Source organism: Flavonifractor sp. An91 (assembly GCF_002159225.1).
Taxonomy (GTDB): Bacteria; Bacillota; Clostridia; order Oscillospirales; family Oscillospiraceae; genus Flavonifractor; species Flavonifractor avicola.
In genome coordinates, this window is record NZ_NFHA01000024.1 from 1 (window position 1) to 16,323 (window position 16,323).

At 59.7% G+C, this 16,323-nt stretch carries 15 protein-coding genes; 8 read left to right on the plus strand and 7 right to left on the minus strand.

Translation table 11 applies throughout. The annotated features are described in order from the left end of the window. Positions 1-85: 85 nt before the first annotated feature. The 7 genes from B5G42_RS12745 to B5G42_RS12775 all read right to left on the minus strand — a co-directional run bounded on the left by B5G42_RS12745 (position 86) and on the right by B5G42_RS12775 (position 5,899). Positions 86-898, minus strand: coding sequence for a hypothetical protein (locus B5G42_RS12745; RefSeq protein WP_087271079.1), 813 nt, complete (start codon positions 896-898; stop codon positions 86-88). A gap of 116 nt (positions 899-1,014) precedes the next feature. Beyond that, positions 1,015-1,665 carry a TIGR01906 family membrane protein gene (locus B5G42_RS12750; RefSeq protein ID WP_087271081.1) on the minus strand — a complete coding sequence of 217 codons (651 nt, stop codon included), beginning with the start codon at positions 1,663-1,665 and terminating at the stop codon, positions 1,015-1,017. 4 nt (positions 1,666-1,669) lie between these two features. Further along, positions 1,670-2,320 (minus strand): lysoplasmalogenase family protein, encoded by a 651-nt coding sequence (locus B5G42_RS12755; RefSeq protein WP_087271085.1) that lies wholly within the window; start codon positions 2,318-2,320, stop codon positions 1,670-1,672. Continuing rightward, a complete protein-coding gene (locus B5G42_RS12760; RefSeq protein ID WP_242961222.1) occupies positions 2,317-2,997 on the minus strand; it encodes a TVP38/TMEM64 family protein in 681 nt (226 codons plus the stop codon). Before B5G42_RS12760 ends, B5G42_RS12755 begins: the two co-directional genes overlap by 4 nt. Before the next feature lie 366 nt (positions 2,998-3,363). Beyond that, positions 3,364-4,212 (minus strand): metal ABC transporter permease, encoded by an 849-nt coding sequence (locus B5G42_RS12765; RefSeq protein WP_087271090.1) that lies wholly within the window; start codon positions 4,210-4,212, stop codon positions 3,364-3,366. After that, positions 4,212-4,982, minus strand: a complete 771-nt coding sequence (locus B5G42_RS12770; protein ID WP_087271092.1) for a metal ABC transporter ATP-binding protein — start codon at positions 4,980-4,982, stop codon at positions 4,212-4,214. Before B5G42_RS12770 ends, B5G42_RS12765 begins: the two co-directional genes overlap by 1 nt. Beyond that, positions 4,979-5,899 carry a metal ABC transporter substrate-binding protein gene (locus tag B5G42_RS12775; RefSeq protein WP_087271094.1) on the minus strand — a complete coding sequence of 307 codons (921 nt, stop codon included), beginning with the start codon at positions 5,897-5,899 and terminating at the stop codon, positions 4,979-4,981. Before B5G42_RS12775 ends, B5G42_RS12770 begins: the two co-directional genes overlap by 4 nt. 224 nt (positions 5,900-6,123) lie before the next feature. Here B5G42_RS12775 and glgB point away from each other — a divergent pair, with 224 nt between their 5' ends. The 8 genes from glgB to argF all read left to right on the plus strand — a co-directional run bounded on the left by glgB (position 6,124) and on the right by argF (position 16,263). Continuing rightward, positions 6,124-7,899, plus strand: a complete 1,776-nt coding sequence (gene glgB / locus B5G42_RS12780; protein WP_087271097.1) for a 1,4-alpha-glucan branching protein GlgB — start codon at positions 6,124-6,126, stop codon at positions 7,897-7,899. 141 nt (positions 7,900-8,040) lie between these two features. Continuing rightward, a complete protein-coding gene (locus B5G42_RS12785) occupies positions 8,041-9,261 on the plus strand; it encodes an argininosuccinate synthase (RefSeq protein ID WP_087188717.1) in 1,221 nt (406 codons plus the stop codon). Between the two features lie 94 nt (positions 9,262-9,355). After that, positions 9,356-10,741 (plus strand): argininosuccinate lyase, encoded by a 1,386-nt coding sequence (gene argH, locus B5G42_RS12790; RefSeq protein WP_087271101.1) that lies wholly within the window; start codon positions 9,356-9,358, stop codon positions 10,739-10,741. 212 nt (positions 10,742-10,953) lie between these two features. Further along, positions 10,954-11,895, plus strand: coding sequence for an N-acetyl-gamma-glutamyl-phosphate reductase (gene argC / locus B5G42_RS12795; RefSeq protein WP_087271103.1), 942 nt, complete (start codon positions 10,954-10,956; stop codon positions 11,893-11,895). A gap of 88 nt (positions 11,896-11,983) precedes the next feature. Further along, positions 11,984-13,246 (plus strand): bifunctional glutamate N-acetyltransferase/amino-acid acetyltransferase ArgJ, encoded by a 1,263-nt coding sequence (gene argJ / locus B5G42_RS12800; RefSeq protein ID WP_087271105.1) that lies wholly within the window; start codon positions 11,984-11,986, stop codon positions 13,244-13,246. A gap of 26 nt (positions 13,247-13,272) precedes the next feature. Beyond that, a complete protein-coding gene (gene argB, locus B5G42_RS12805; protein WP_164475025.1) occupies positions 13,273-14,127 on the plus strand; it encodes an acetylglutamate kinase in 855 nt (284 codons plus the stop codon). 9 nt (positions 14,128-14,136) lie between these two features. After that, the gene (locus B5G42_RS12810) at positions 14,137-15,315 is read left to right on the plus strand and encodes an aspartate aminotransferase family protein (protein WP_087271111.1); all 1,179 of its coding nucleotides are present in this window, start codon (positions 14,137-14,139) and stop codon (positions 15,313-15,315) included. A gap of 27 nt (positions 15,316-15,342) precedes the next feature. Further along, positions 15,343-16,263, plus strand: a complete 921-nt coding sequence (gene argF / locus B5G42_RS12815) for an ornithine carbamoyltransferase (RefSeq protein ID WP_087271114.1) — start codon at positions 15,343-15,345, stop codon at positions 16,261-16,263. Positions 16,264-16,323: the final 60 nt, after the last annotated feature.

Consider the following 16,323-nt stretch of genomic DNA (forward strand, 5'->3'; position numbering starts at 1 on the left):
CCCGTTCCCGCCGAGGATTGACCCCTTAGGGCCGTCCGTGTTACAATGAGAAGAACGATCTGTCAAAGGAGCCTAAAACTATGCTCTACGCCATTTTGGCCGCCGCTCTGGTGGTGCTGCTGGGGGGGAAGAACTCGTTGACGGGGAACTTCACATGGCGGAAGATCTCGCAGGGGTCCTCCTCGCCGCCGCCGCAGGCGCACTCCTTCTCGGGCATACAGTAGTCATACACCGGCATAAGCAGCTGGGAATCCCGCTCCAGCCGGATGATGGAGAACTGGCCCAGGGTGACATAGATCCGCTTGCCCTGGCTGCCGCAGCACAGCTCGCTGTTGAAGCAGCCGCAGATGCAGGGGGGCACGTCGGACAGCTCGCAGTCGCAGGGATGGCACTCGCATACATCCACCAGCTTCATGTTGAGGACGATGGGGTCCACCACCTCCACCACGGCGGTGGGCAGGTTGCTCTGGCGGAGCATCTGCTCATCCAGACCCTCCAGCGAGGTCTGAGAGGAGAAGATCTTGGCGGTGCCTTCGCTGCCGAACAGGATCACCCGCTTGTCAAAGACGCACAGGCCGCTGACCTCCACAGGCCGGGCAGCGCCCACAAAGGCGTCGGCGGTGACCCGGTAGAAGTAGCGCACGTCAACGGTGTAGAAGCCCCGGTTGAATCCAACCGGCTCCACGTCGATGTACACATAGAGCAGCTCGGCCTTGCCGGCCTTGATGCTGACGGCGCGCTCAATGGCCGCCTGGGAACTCTGGGTGGGATAGAAACGCAGATCTTCGATACAATCCTTATCCTTGCAGGAATCGTAGATCTTTTTCGTGTGTATGCATACGGCCTCCCGGATGCAGGCCGCATCCTGGACCGGACCGGGCATCATCTTGTCGGGCATTGCAATACCTCCTAGCAGATATTGGAGGGATAGTTCCCTTCCGCTCCATTCTATGTTTGCCCAGCCGGTTGGTGCGGAGCAAAAGGCCCGCCGTTTACACGCGGCGGGCCTGTACCTTATTTCTTTCTGCGCAGGAGGTCGGTGAGGATCAGGACGGTACAGCAGGTCAGGAGTACCACCCCAATAAGGATGGCGCAGTTGCAGAAAAACTCCTCCGGCATAACCAGGATGATCTGGTCGGTGGCGGAATCGAAGATCCAGTTGTCCTTGCCGGGGAAGAAAATGGCGTGGAAGATCACAAAGGCCCGGTTAAAATCCAGAGCGGCCAGTCCGGCCAGTATCAGCACAAGCCCACCGGCGGTTACGCCGGCCCAAAAGCCGGGGCCGTGCCCCAGCAGCGGTTTGTAGACCCATTGTTTTCCAAGCCGGAGAATCAAAAGGAGCAGGCAGGCGGCGGCGCTGATGCCCAGTACCCAGAAGTCCAGCAGGAACAGCTCCCGTACATCGGCAAAATGACTGTAGCCGGATTGGGACCAGGCCAGCTGACCGGTGCCGAAGGGCTTGCCAAAGACGCAGAAATCCAGTACCTCATCATAGGCCTCCCGGATGGTCTCCTCCGACCAGCCGGTACGTTCAGGCAGATCCAGCATATCGATCTGGATGTAGTAGAACGGACGGAACAGAATGGGGACCGCGATGGAAAAACTGAGAATCAGCAGGGCCAGCAGCAGAGCGGCCAGAACGGTAACTGCTTTGGGCAGCCGCATGGGATCACTTCCTTTTGACAGACAGAGAGATCAAAACCTGGGAGGGCAGATAGAACAGCCACATCCCCACCCGGGCAAATTCCACCAGGGGACCGCCTGCCGCCGGGAACCAGGCGGACAGGTTTTGCAGCCCCACGCAGAGATCGCAGCCCACAAAGAGAAACAGCCCCAGGGAAAAGCCCCGGAAGGGGATACCCAGACTGAGACTTTCCAGGGCATTGCAAACAAGCTGAGAGAAATAGAAGAGGGAGAGAGCAGTCAGACCGTCCAGTGCCCCCAGCCGCCAGGCTGTTATCAGGGCGGCAACAGCCAACAATCCCCGCAGGGTCAGCCGCAGAGGCAGCTTTTCCGGCCGCAGTTTGGCGATGCGGGTCAAATAGAGCAGCTGCACGACGCAGAAGCAGGCTACCCCTATCAGATACCAATGGTCCAGTACCAGCAGGAACAGGTCGGCCAGCAGGGTAAAGCCCAGGGCAATTTTCATCAGCAAACCGTCCCGGCCCTGTCCGGCCCAAAGGACAAAACAGAAACATAGCAGGATGGAGAGATATTTGAGTGGAATATCCCATCCGCTGTCCGGCCGGAACAGGTCCAGCCAGAGAAAGATCAGGTAGAGACAGCCCTCCAACAGCGGAAACCATAGGATACGCTTCATTTCTTAAAGCGCTCCAGCAGCTTCTGCTCCCAGCGGTCGCCGTATTTCATACAGATCAGGAAGACGGACAGTCCCGCAGCGCCCAACAGGGCCATGGCCCAGTAGGGAATGGCCAGCACTGAGCCGCCCACCAGACAGGACACCAGCAGGCCCCAGGGCCGGGCAACCAGCACCAGAACGCAGAACCGCTTCAGGGGGATATCGGTGAGACCGGCCAGGATACACAGCAGATCGTCGGGGAAAAAGGGAAAGAGGAAGGCCAGGAAAAGAAACACATCCCGCTTGCGGCGGATGATGTCCAGATATTTTTCCGACACCTTCTGACTGACCAGCCTATCCACGAACCGCTGGCCCAGCACCCGGGCCAGCCAAAATACCACGACCGATCCCACAACAACTGCTGCCCAAGTAAGGAGAAAGGCGGGCCAGGTGCCGAACAGCAGAGCGCCGGCCAGAGCGGTAACATTGCTGGGGATGGGAGCCACCACCACGCCAAGCAGCTGGATCACAAAATAGAACAGATGAGAAAAGGGTGCAAAACGGGCGATATAGGCCCGCATGGCGTCCAGCGAGCCCAGCGAGGAGAAAAAGCCGGTTTTCCAGAGCAGCAGTCCGCTGCCGCCCAGCAGGAGGATAACCAGCAGCAGGGCCGGGAGCCATTTTCGGGAATTCTTCACAGTGCGTCGCCTCGTCTTTCTGTGTTCTGTCCTATAGGCTACCATATGTTACGGCACACTGTCATTAAAATTTCTTAAATTTTCCGATAAAACGCAAAAATCCACACCCGAAGGTGTGGTTCTTGTCCGTTGGTGGAAAGGACTTATCGCTCGCTGGAAACGACCTGCTCATTGCCGCCGAAAATCAGCTCATCCACATCGTTGTACATGATATTGCGTCACCTCCCTGTCTGTTGTTTGATCTGTGCTTAGTATACGCGCAAGTCTGGTAAAGAACAAGAGGAGGGAGGTAAAGCTTTAATCAAGTTTGGGGATGGATTTGGTCAAAAGCTCCGGAGAGGGGGATCTCTCCGGAGCCGAAAACCGTTACATCCGCTTTTTCCGCAGCAGGAAGGTGATGGCAAACCACAGGGCCAGGTACAAAGTGATGGAGGCGCCTGCGGAGGAACTGAGCTCATAGGAGGTCATGAGTCCAGCGATCCCGGCCACCACCGCAGCCAGAATAGAGATCAGATGGAACTGGCGCATATTGCGGGCCAGATTACGGGAGGCGGCGGCGGGCAGGACCAGCAGAGAGTTGATGACCAGCAGGCCCACCCAGGTCATGGACACGGTGACCACCACGGCAATGGCCATGGAGAAGATGGCCTCCTGCCAGAACACCTTGACGCCCCGGCTGTCAGCCAGGGTGGGGTGGATGGAGGAGAGCATCAGTCCGTTGAAGGAGCACAGCCACAGCACGACCACCACCAGCAGGATGACCGCCAGCAGGGCAATCTTTCCCGGTTCCACACTGAGGATATCACCGATGAGCAGACTGTTGAACTTGGTAAAGCTGCCGCTGTCAAAGGTGGCGATAAAGATGCCGAGAGCCACGGCGGTGGAGGAGAACACACCAATCACCGTATCGCTGGCCATGTTGGACTTACGCTGGACGTAGGTAAAGAGCAGGGCAAAGGCGGCGGCCAGCAGAATGGCGGCCCACATGGGGTCGGCCATACCGCACAGAGTGCCGATGGCGATGCCGGTAAAGGCGGAGTGGCCCAGAGCGTCGGAGAAGAAGCTCATTCGGTTGGTGACCACCATGGTGGACAGCAGGCCGAACAGGGGAGAGATCACCAGCACCGCCAGCAGGGCATTTTTCATGAAGTACATAGTGCCGGGGGCCGCCCACTCGAAGGGGAGCAGCTCCACCAGGGAATACCACAGTTCCATCAGGTGTGCCCCCCTTTCCCCAGTGCCAGATGAAAGACCTCCTGAAATTCGGGAGAGGACAGGACCTCGTCGGGCGGCCCCACTTTGAGCACCTGGCTTTTCAGCAGAATTACCTTGTCGGCGTACTGGTCCAGGGTGGCAAAGTCGTGGGTGGACAGCAGAATGGACAGGTCAAACCGGGTGCGGATCTCATCCAGCATATCCAGCAGCTGCTTCTCGCCGTCCACGTCCACACCGGAGAGTGGCTCGTCCAGGATCAGGATATGGGGCAGGGGTTCCAGCGCCAGAGCCAGCAGCACCCGCTGAAGCTCGCCGCCGGACAGGGCGCCCATCCGCCGGTCCAGCAGCCCTTCGCCATGGACCCGTGCCAGACACTGGGATACCCGCTCCCGCAGCTTTTTGGGGGAGGGCAGGAATACCGGCCACTTGGAGATGGCGGCGGAGAAGAAATCAAATACGCTTACCGGGTCCCCACGGTCGAAGCTGGGGGACTGGGGCACATAGCCGATAAGGGGCCGGGTCTTATCGCCGCCGGCTCGCTGAAACTCAATGACGCCGGAGTGAGGGATCTGCCCCAGAATGGTGCGGAACAGGGAACTCTTACCTGCTCCGTTAGGGCCGATGAGGGCCACGATCTCCCCGCAATGGAGGTGGAAAGATACGTCGTGGAGGACCTCTTCATTGCCAAAGTTGACCCCCAGGTCGGCCACCTTCAGGCAGCAGGAGCCGGCGCAGCCGGGGCCGGAAGTTCCGTGTTTGTGTACGCTCATCCAAACGCCTCCACAATGGTATCAATGTTCTTCTGCATGGCATCCAAATAGGGCTGGATGCCCGTGCCTTTGCCGCTCATGATCATATCCAGCTGATAGACCTGGCAGCCCACCTCCCGGGCGATGGTGTCAGCGGAGGCAGTAGAACCATTGACCTCGGTAAAGATGGGCATGGTCCCCAGGCCGTATTTCTGGGCAAGCTTGATGGCGTCCACGATCTCAGCCAGCTCCTGGGCGGAGGCGGTAGAACCTTCTTCTTCTTCAATGGCCTTAAAGATGGTCAGGCCCATGGCGTTGGCAAAGTATTGGAAGCCGTCGTGGAAGGTGACAATGGAGCGGCCCTTGTAGGGCGCCAGCGCCTCCCGCCAGCTAAGGTCCGCCTCCGTCAGCGCGGTCTGTGCGGCGCTTTCATTCTGGGCGTAAAGGTCCCCGTTGGCGCTGTCCAATTCGGTCAGAGACTGGGAGATCTGACTCAACATGAGACTGGCATAGGTGGCGTCCATCCAGATATGGGGATCATATTCGGCGTCGTGGTCATGGCCCTCATGGCCTTGGGCAGGCAGCAGATCCATCCCCTCTGAGCAGTCGATGACCTGAGCGGAGGAGGTGGACAGGGCGTCGTCCATAAAATCTTCCAGTCCGGCGCCGTTCATGACGATGACGTCGGCCCCCTCAATGGCCTTCATGTCGGCCACGGTGAGGGTGTAATCGTGGAGACAGGAGGTCTGCTGGTTCACCAGCAGGCTCACCTCTACACCCTCCGCACCCTCCGTCACTGCGGTAGTGAAGAGGCAGACCGGGTAGGTGGTGGCCACGATATGGAGGGTGTTTTCATCCTGGGGCTGGGAGGCGGCGGGCTGTCCGCAGGCGGAGAGCAGCAGGCCAAAAGCGCACAGGGGCGCAAGCAGTTTTTTCATGTGGTTCCCCTTACAGTTGAGTTGTTTTATCATAACATCTTATTATATCGCTTTTTTCTGCCGGTGTAAAATAAAATCTTTATGGACGATTTCAAAAAAGAAACATAACAGCGTTAAAATTACTCTGTTAAGTTAATGCCGGGTGTGATATGATGGAAGTAACAGGCACCGGCGGTTTTTGAGGAACTTGTCGGAGTACATCCAAAGGAAAAGGAGTCCACAGGATGGATTATTACGCGTTTTATACCGGACAGTGCTTTGACGCATACCGCTATCTGGGGGCCCATCGGTCGGGAGAGGAGTGGGTGTTCCGCACCTTTGCACCCTCCGCTGCGGGGGTGGTGCTCCTTCATGGAGGCCGGGAGCTGCCCATGGAGCGAATCCACGACGGCAATTTTTATGAGGTGCGGGCTGACGGCGTAAAGCCGGGGGACTGCTATCAGTACCGCATCTACCGCCGGGATGGGGGCTATACCGACCACTGCGACCCCTACGGTTACGGCATGGAGCTGCGGCCGGACCATTGCTCGGTGGTGCGGGATCTGGGGACGTATACCTTCCAGGATGAGAAGTGGATGGCGGGACGGACCGACCGTCGGGAGGACCCGCTGAATATCTACGAGCTTCACCTGGGCTCCTGGCGGCGGAAACCGGACGGGAGCTGGTACCGCTATGACGAATTAGCCCAGCCTCTCATCGACTATGTGAGGGAGTGCGGCTATAACTATGTGGAGTTCCTTCCTATCAGCGAGCATCCCTGCGATGAGAGCTGGGGCTACCAGATCACCGGCTTTTACGCTCCCACCAGCCGGTACGGCACCGCAAGGGAGCTGATGATGCTCATTGACCGGCTCCACCAGGCGGGGATCGGGGTCATTTTGGACTTTGTACCCGCCCATTTCGCGGTGGACGACTACGGCCTGGCCAAGTACGATGGTACCGCCCTCTATGAGTACCCCCACCGGGATGTGGAGGTCAGTGAGTGGGGGAGCCACAATTTCATGCACTCCCGGGGGGAGGTGCGCTCCTTCCTCCAGTCCTGCGCCCGGTACTGGCTGGAGGAGTTCCACTTTGACGGCCTGCGGATGGACGCCATCAGCCGGATTCTATACTGGCAGGGGGATGAGGCCCGTGGAGTGAACGGGGACGGCGTAGCCTTCCTGCGTACCATGAACCAGGGGCTGAAGCGCCTGTGTCCCGGCTGCATTCTGGCGGCGGAGGACTCCACCAACTTCCCCAAGGTCACCGCTCCGGCGGAGCAGGGGGGACTGGGCTTCGACTACAAGTGGGACATGGGGTGGATGCACGACACCTTGTCCTATTTCCAGACGCCGCCCGATCAACGGCCTGCCCGGCGCCACCAGCTTACTTTTTCCATGCACTATTTTCCCCAGGAGCGCTACCTGCTCCCCCTGTCCCACGACGAGGTGGTCCACGGCAAGGCCACCATTTTACAGAAGATGTATGGTGATTATGACGGCAAGTTCCCCCAGGCCAGGGCGCTATACCTTTATATGATGGTCCATCCGGGAAAGAAGCTTAACTTCATGGGCAACGAGATCGGCCATTTCCGGGAGTGGGACGAAAAGCGGGAGCAGGACTGGCTGCTGCTGGACTTTCCCATTCACGACGCATTCTACCACTACATGGCCAAACTAAACCACATCTATCTGGACTACCCCGCCCTGTCCCGGTGGGACTATCGGCCTGAGGGTTTTGCCTGGCTGGACTGCGGCCGGGAGGACCCCTGTGTTTTTGCCATCCAGCGTCAGGGAGACGGGGAGCGGCTGGTTGCCCTCTTTAACTTGAGTGACCAGGCCCGGCAGTACCAACTGCCCGCTACGGCAGGAGTAAAGCTGCTTTTCCATACCGATTGGCAGCGCTTCGGCGGTTCTACGCCGGAGGAAGAACAGCATAAACCCACCGGCGGTGTGCTGACGGTATGCCTGCCGCCCTATTCCGGACAGCTATATTGCATGGAATCATACAAATATTCATAAATAAATGAATATTATACACAATACCCAAAATAATACCCAAGGAGCAAGGGAAAAATACGCATATTTATGCGATATAACACTTGCAATTTTATTTAGGCTGTGGTACACTGTGTCCAACATAAACAAACGGAGGTTTTTACCATGGCTGACATTAAAAAAGTGGTACTCGCCTATTCCGGCGGTCTGGATACATCCATCATCATCCCCTGGCTGAAGGAGAACTACGGTAATCCCGAGATCATCGCCGTGGCCGGCGACGTGGGCCAGAACGACGAGCTGGAGGGCCTGGAGGAGAAGGCCATCAAGACCGGCGCTTCCAAGCTGTACGTGATGGACCTGGTGGACGAGATGGTGGACGACGTCATCATCCCCTCCATGCAGATGGGCGCCAAGTACGAGGACTATCTGCTGGGCACTGCCTTTGCCCGGCCCGTCATCGCCAAGGGCCTGGTGGACATTGCCAAGAAGGAAGGGGCCGACGCCATCGCCCACGGCTGCACCGGCAAGGGTAACGACCAGATCCGCTTCGAGCTGGCCATCAAGCGTTTCGCTCCTGAGATGAAGATCATCGCCCCCTGGCGTGAGTGGGACATCAAGAGCCGGAACGAGGAGATCGACTACGCCGAGGCCCACAACGTGCCTCTGAAGATCAGCCGGGAGACCAGCTACTCCAAGGATAAGAACCTGTGGCACCTGTCCCACGAGGGCCTGGATCTGGAGGACCCCGCCAGCGAGCCTCAGTACGACAAGCCCGGCTTCCTGGAGATGGGCGTGTCCCCCGTGAAGGCCCCCGACGCCCCCACCTATGTGACCATCGACTTTGAGAAGGGCTGGCCTGTGGCCGTGGACGGCGAGAAGATGAAGGCCTCCGACATCATCCGCAAGCTGAACAAGCTGGGCGGCGAGAACGGCATCGGCCTGCTGGACATCGTGGAGAACCGGATGACCGGCATGAAGGACCGCGGCGTGTACGAAACCCCCGGCGGCGCCATCCTGTACCGGGCCCACGAGGTGCTGGAGATGATCACCATCGACAAGGACACCGCCCACATGAAGAGCAAGCTGGCAGTGGACTTTGCCGACCTGGTATACAACGGCAAGTGGTTCACCCCCCTGCGGGAGGCCCTGTCCGCCTTCGCTACCGAGACCCAGAAGCACGTTACCGGCCAGGTGAAGCTGAAGCTGTACAAGGGCAACATCATCACCTCCGGCGTCACCTCTCCCGAGACCCTCTACTCTGAGGACATCGTTACCTTCCAGGAGAGCGACTACAACCAGAACGACGCCACCGGCTTCATCAACCTGTGGGGCCTGCCTGATACCGTCCTCGCCCTCCGCGACCAGGGCAAGCTGAATAAGTAATTTGACATTTTCTGCGGGCGGCCGCAGGCCGTTCCTACCATTACCGTAGGGGCGGCCTGTGGTCGCCCGCAATCCAGATAGGGAGCGATCAATTATGAAATTATGGGCCGGACGGTTCCAGAAAGAGACCGATACACTGGTCAACGACTTTAACTCTTCCATCACCTTTGACGCCCGGATGTACAAAGAGGATATCGCCGGATCCATTGCCCATGCCACCATGCTGGGCAAGCAGGGCATCATTGAGGAGCATGAGGCGGAAAAGGTCATCGAGGGTCTGAAGGTCATCCTGGCGGATATCGATGCCGGGCAGGTGGAGTTCTCTCTGGAGAACGAGGACATCCACATGAACATTGAGACCATGCTCACCCAGCGCATCGGGGATACCGGTAAGCGGCTGCACACCGGCCGGTCCCGTAACGACCAGGTGGCGGTGGATTTCCGGCTGTATGTCAAGCAGGAGATCCCCAAGATCATCGACATGGTGCTGGATCTGGAGAAGGTGCTCATCAAGAAGGCGGAGGCAAACCTGGAGACCGTCATGCCGGGCTACACCCATATGCAGCGGGCTCAACCCACCACCTTCGCCCACTACATGATGGCCTACGCCAATATGCTCCGCCGGGACGTAACCCGGTTGGAGGATTGCCTGGAGCGGATGGACGAGTGCCCCCTGGGTGCCGGTGCCCTGGCCACCTCCACCTATCCGGTGGACCGGTTCCAGACTGCCGCCGCTCTGGGCTTCCAGAAGCCCACCGACAACTCCATGGACTCGGTGTCCGACCGTGACTTTGCCATTGAGTTCCTGTCCGCCTGCTCCATTATGATGATGCACCTGTCCCGGTTTTCCGAGGAGATCATCCTGTGGTGTTCCTGGGAGTTTAAGTATGTGGAGCTGGACGACGCCTATTCCACCGGCTCCTCCATCATGCCCCAGAAGAAAAACCCCGACGTGGCCGAGCTGGTCCGGGGCAAGACCGGCCGAGTTTATGGCTCCCTCATCACCCTGCTCACTGTTATGAAGGGCCTGCCCCTGGCCTACAACAAGGATATGCAGGAGGATAAGGAGCCGGTGTTCGACGCCATCGACACCGTGGAGATGTGCCTGCCTGTCTTTACCGCCATGCTGGACACCCTCACCGTCCTGCCCAAGAATATGAGAAACGCGGCCTCCGGCGGCTTCATCAACGCCACCGACTGCGCCGACTACCTGACCAAGAAGGGAATGCCCTTCCGGGAGGCTTACATGATCGTGGGCCGGCTGGTCAACCTGTGCATCAAGGCAGGCGAGACTTTGGATACCCTGCCTCTGAAGGACTTCCGCTCTATCTCCAACCTGTTTGACGCCGATGTGTACCAGGCCCTGGAGCTCAAGACCTGCGTCAACGGACGTAAGGTCTACGGCGGCCCCGCCAAGGAGGCTGTGGAGCAGCAGATCGCCAACATCAAGGACTTTGTGAAGGAGCGAACCCATGGTTAATTGTGCCGCCGCAGACCGCCGCGCCAAGTGGCGCGTACAAGCGTTTTGCCAAGGGCAAAACCTTGGCGCAGGCGGAATTCACTTCCGCCGAGCATGGAACGAAAATAGGGGCCCCCACGGGGCCAGCCCCGTGGGGAACTACGGCGGCCCCGCCAAGGAGGCTGTGGAGCAGCAGATCGCCAACATCAAGGCCTTTGTGGAGGAGAGAACCCATGAGTAAGCCCAAGGTATTTATCGACGGCCAGGAGGGTACCACCGGGCTCCAGATCCATCAGCGGCTGGCGGACCGGGACGACATCGAATTGCTGGTGATCGATCCTGACAAGCGGAAAGACTTGACGGAGAGGAAGCACCTCATCAACGAGGCCGACCTGGTGTTCCTCTGCCTGCCCGACGCGGCGGCGGTGGAGTCGGTGGGTCTCATTGAGAACTCCCGCACCCGGGTTATCGATGCATCCACCGCTCACCGCACAGCTCCCGGCTGGGTATATGGTTTCCCGGAATTGTACAAAAATCCGAAGGAAATCATCGGAAATGCCCGATTCGTGGCCAATCCGGGTTGCCATGCCACCGGCTTCCTGGCTTCGGCAGCTCCACTGGTCTCCATGCGTATCCTGCCCAAGGACTACCCTATGACCTGCTTTTCCCTCACCGGATACTCCGGCGGCGGCAAGAAGATGATCGCCCAGTATGAGGAGGGGGAGAAAGGGGAAGAACTTTACAGTCCGAGGGTGTATGGAACCACCCTTCGGCACAAGCATCTGCCCGAAATGCAGAAGATTTCCGGCCTGGATACCCCGCCGGTCTTTACCCCCGTGGTGGACGACTACTACAAAGGCATGGCTACCACCATCTTCCTCCACAACCGCTACCTGGTGGGCCAGCCCACCGCCAAAGAACTGAGCCTGATTCTGATGGCCTACTATGCCGGCCAGCCCCTGGTGACGGTGGCCCCCTATTCTGAGGAGCCGGCCTATCTGGCGGCCAATACCCTGGCGGGCACCGACAAGCTGGAGCTCACCGTCAGCGGCCACGAGGGACAGTCCATCGTCACCGCCCGGTTCGACAACCTGGGCAAGGGCGCTTCAGGCGCGGCAGTGCAGAATATGAACCTGATGCTGGGCTTCGATATGACAGCCGGTCTGGCGCTGTGAGAAACGCAACGGCGGGGGCAAGCCCTCGCCCTCCTGTAGGGGCCGATGCCCACATCGGCCCGCGATTCCAATTTGAGGAGTGAACGATATGAAACAGATCCCCGGCGGTGTGACCGCCCCCAAGGGTTTTACCGCGTCCGGTGTCCACTGCGGCGTGAAGAAGGGCAAGGGGGACGGCAATCAGCCCCCCATGAGCAAGATGCCCGAGGTGCTGGAGGGCAAGAAGGACCTGGCCCTCATCGTGTCTGAGCAGCCCTGTGTGGCGGCTGCCGTGTACACCATGAACCGGGTGAAGGCCGCTCCCCTCTATGTCACCATGGACCACCTGGAGAACGGCGAGGCCCAGGCTATCGTGGCTAACTCCGGCAACGCCAACGCCTGCGCCCCCAACAGCCACGAGCACGCCGAGACCATGTGCCAGCTGGCCGCCCAGGCCACCGGCCTGAAGGCCTCCGACTTTGTGGTGGCTTCCACCGGCGTCATCGGTCAGGAGCTGAACATCGATGCCATTGCCAAGGGAATGCCCGCTGCCGCCGCCGCCCTGTCCAAGGACGGCTCCGACGCCGCGGCCAACGCCATTATGACCACCGACACCGTGAAGAAGGAACTGTCTGTTACCTGCTCCGTGGGCGGAAAGACCGTGACCATCGGTGCCATTGCCAAGGGCTCCGGCATGATCCACCCCAACATGGGCACCATGCTGTGTTTTGTTACCACCGACTGCGCCATTACCCACGAGATGCTCACCGATGCTATCCATGAGATCGTTCCCCGCACCTTCAACCGGGTGACGGTGGACGGGGACACCTCCACCAATGATATGTGCGTGGTGCTGGCCAACGGCATGGCGGGCAACGAGCTGGTGGAGTGGAAGGACGACAACTATACCGTCTTCTACAAGACCCTCTACTATGTATTTGAACAGCTGGCCCGCAACATCGCCGCCGACGGCGAGGGCGCCAGCAAGCTGATTACCTGCACCGTGGCCAATGCCCGCAGCGAGGAGAGCGCCGAGCGTCTGGCCAAGGCGGTGGTGGGCTCCTCCCTGGTGAAGGCCGCCATGTTCGGCTCCGACGCCAACTGGGGCCGTGTGCTGTGCGCCATGGGCTACTCCAAGGCCCCCTTCCGCCCCGAGTTTGTAGATGTGAAGTTCTCCTCTGCCGTGGGGGAGATCCTGGTGTGTGAGAAGGGCGCCGGGGTGGACTTCGACGAGGAGAACGCCAAGAGCATCCTGTCCCAGGACGAGGTGGTCATCCATGTGGACCTCCACGAAGGCGAGCATGAGGCCACCTGCTGGGGCTGTGATCTGACCTACGACTACGTTAAGATCAACGGCGACTATCGCACCTGATCAAAGGCAATATGGAGGCGATTCCCATGTCATTCAGCGAGGTGGACCGGGCCAAGGTACTGGCCGAGGCCCTGCCCTACATTCAGAAATACTACGGCAAGACCGTGGTGGTGAAATACGGCGGCAACGCCATGATCTCCGACGAGCTGCGCCAGGCCGTCATTTCCGACATCATCCTGCTCCACCTGGTGGGCATCCGAGTGGTGGTAGTCCACGGCGGCGGTCCGGAGATCACCGAGATGCTGAACAAGATCGGCAAAGAGTCTAAGTTTGTGGACGGACTGCGCTACACTGATGAGGAGACCATGGAAGTGGTCCAGCAGGTGCTGTGCGGCAAGGTGAACAAAAACCTGGTGGCCACCCTGAACCGGATGGGCGGCAAGGCTGTGGGCCTGTGCGGCATGGACGCCGGGATGTTCCAGGCCAAAAAGCTGGACGAGAAATACGGCCTGGTGGGTGAGATCACCGCCGTGGAGCCCCAGATGGTGGAGGACGCCCTGAAGGACGGCTATATCCCGGTGGTGTCCACCGTGGCTCAGGGCATTGACGGCGAGAACTCCTATAACATCAACGCCGACACCGCCGCAGCCAAGCTGGCCACCGCCCTGAAGGCGGAGAAGCTGATCCTGCTCACCGATGTGCGGGGCCTGATGATGGACCCCAAAAACGACAACACCCTGCTGCCGGTGGTGCGGCTGTCCCAGGTCCCCGGCCTGGTACAGGACGGCGTCATCAAAGGCGGCATGATCCCCAAGGTGGAGTGCTGCGTGGAGGCGGTGCGCTCCGGCGTGGAGAACGCTGTCATTTTGGATGGCCGCATCCCCCACTCCATCCTCATTGAGCTGCTGTCCGATGAGGGCATCGGCACCATGCTGATGTGAGGTGATAGTATGGACCATAAAGAATTGGTGGAACTGGACCACCAGTATATGATGCAGACCTACGGCCGATTTGACGTGGATATCGACCACGGCCAGGGGGCTACCCTGTACGACCTGGCGGGGAAGGAGTACATCGACTTCTCCTCCGGTATCGGCGTCAACTCCATTGGTTACGCCAATCCCAAGTGGGTGGAGGCCATCACCAACCAGGCCATGAAGCTGGGTCATATCTCCAATCTGTTTTACTCCCAGCCCTACGCCAAGCTGGCCCAGCAGCTGTGTGAGCGTTCCGGCATGGCGGCCGCCTTCTTTGGCAACTCGGGCGCCGAGGCCAACGAGGGCATGATCAAGCTGGCCCGGAAATATTCTTTTGACAAGTACGGCAAGGGACGGGGCACCATCATCACCCTGAAGAACTCCTTCCACGGCCGTACCATTACCACCCTGACCGCCACCGGCCAGGATGTATTCCACCAGTATTTCTTCCCCTTCAACGACGGCTTCCGGTATGCCCTGGCGGGTGATATGGATTCCCTCCAGGAGGTGGCAGGCCACGACGTGTGCGCCGTCATGCTGGAGCTGGTGCAGGGCGAAGGCGGCGTGCTTCCCATGGACCCGGAGTATGTTCACGACCTGGCGGTGCTGTGTGCCGAGCGGGACTGGCTGCTGCTGGTGGATGAGGTGCAGACCGGCGTGGGCCGCACCGGCACCCTGTTTGCCTTCCAGCAGTACGGCATCATCCCTGATGCGGTGTCCTTCGCAAAGGGCATCGCCGGCGGCCTGCCCATGGGCGGTTTCCTGGCCAACGAGCGCTGCCGGGATGTGCTGGGCCCCGGTACCCACGCCTCCACCTTCGGCGGCAACCCCATCTGCGCCGCCGCAGCTCAGGTGGTGCTGGACACCCTGGACGAGGACGCTCTGGCCCAGGTGAAGGAGAAGGGCCACTACATCCGCACCCGTATCGAGCATATGGGCCTGTCCAGCCTGGGAGAGACCCGTGGCCTGGGCATGATGATTGGCGTGGAGGTGAAGGGGGAGGAGAACAACAAGGTGCTGGCCGCCCGGCTGATCCGCAACGGCCTGCTGGTGCTCACCGCCGGCTCCGCCCTGCGGCTGCTGCCCCCGCTGACCATCTCCATGGCGGAGATCGACAAGGGCCTTGCCATTATGAAGGAGACCCTGCTGTAAGCAAACCGAAACAATGAGGTGAATACGATGAAAAAAGACCTGCTCAAGCTGCTGGACCTGACCAAGGCCGATATCGTGAAGATTCTGGATACTGCCGACCAGATGAAATACAACCAGAAGCATGGCCTGACCCACCACTATCTGGAGGGCAAGACCCTGGCCATGATCTTTGAGAAGAACTCCACCCGTACCCGTGTGTCCTTTGAGACCGGTATGTTCCAGCTGGGCGGCCACGCCCTCTTCCTCTCCGGCAAGGAGAGCCAGATTGGCCGGGGCGAGCCCATCGAGGACACCGCCCGGGTGCTCAGCCGCTACTGCGACGGCATCATGATCCGCACCTTCGGCCAGGCCGAGGTGGAGACTCTGGCCAAGTATTCCTCTATCCCCGTGATCAACGGCCTCACCGACTTCGCCCACCCCTGTCAGGTACTGGCCGACCTGATGACCATCCGTGAGCACAAGTCCCGGCTGGAAGGCCTGAAGCTGTGCTACATCGGCGACGGCAACAACATGGCAAACTCCCTCATTGTGGGCGGCCTGAAGGTGGGCATGGAGGTATCCGTGGCCTGCCCCGAGGGCTATGATCCCGATCCCCAGGTGCTGGAATTTGCCCAGAGCTGCGGCGGCAAGTTCACCCTGTGCCGGGACCCCAAGGAGGCGGCTGCCGGAGCCGACGCCCTGTTCACCGACGTGTGGGCCTCCATGGGCCAGGAGGGCGAGGCCCAGAAGCGCCGGGTTGTCTTTAAGGGCATCTACCAGATCAATGACGAGCTGATGGCAGTGGCCAATCCCGGCTGCATGGTGCAGCACTGCCTGCCTGCCCACCGGGGCGAGGAGATCACCGCTGAGGTCTTTGAGGCCCACGCCGGTGAGATCTTTGACGAGGCGGAGAACCGTCTCCACGCCCAGAAGGCGGTCATGTACCTGCTGATGAACCCTGAAAACTGATTCAAATTGCTGTTGATGGCCCTGCTGTGGCGTTGTTTCGCTACGGCAGGGCCATTCCGC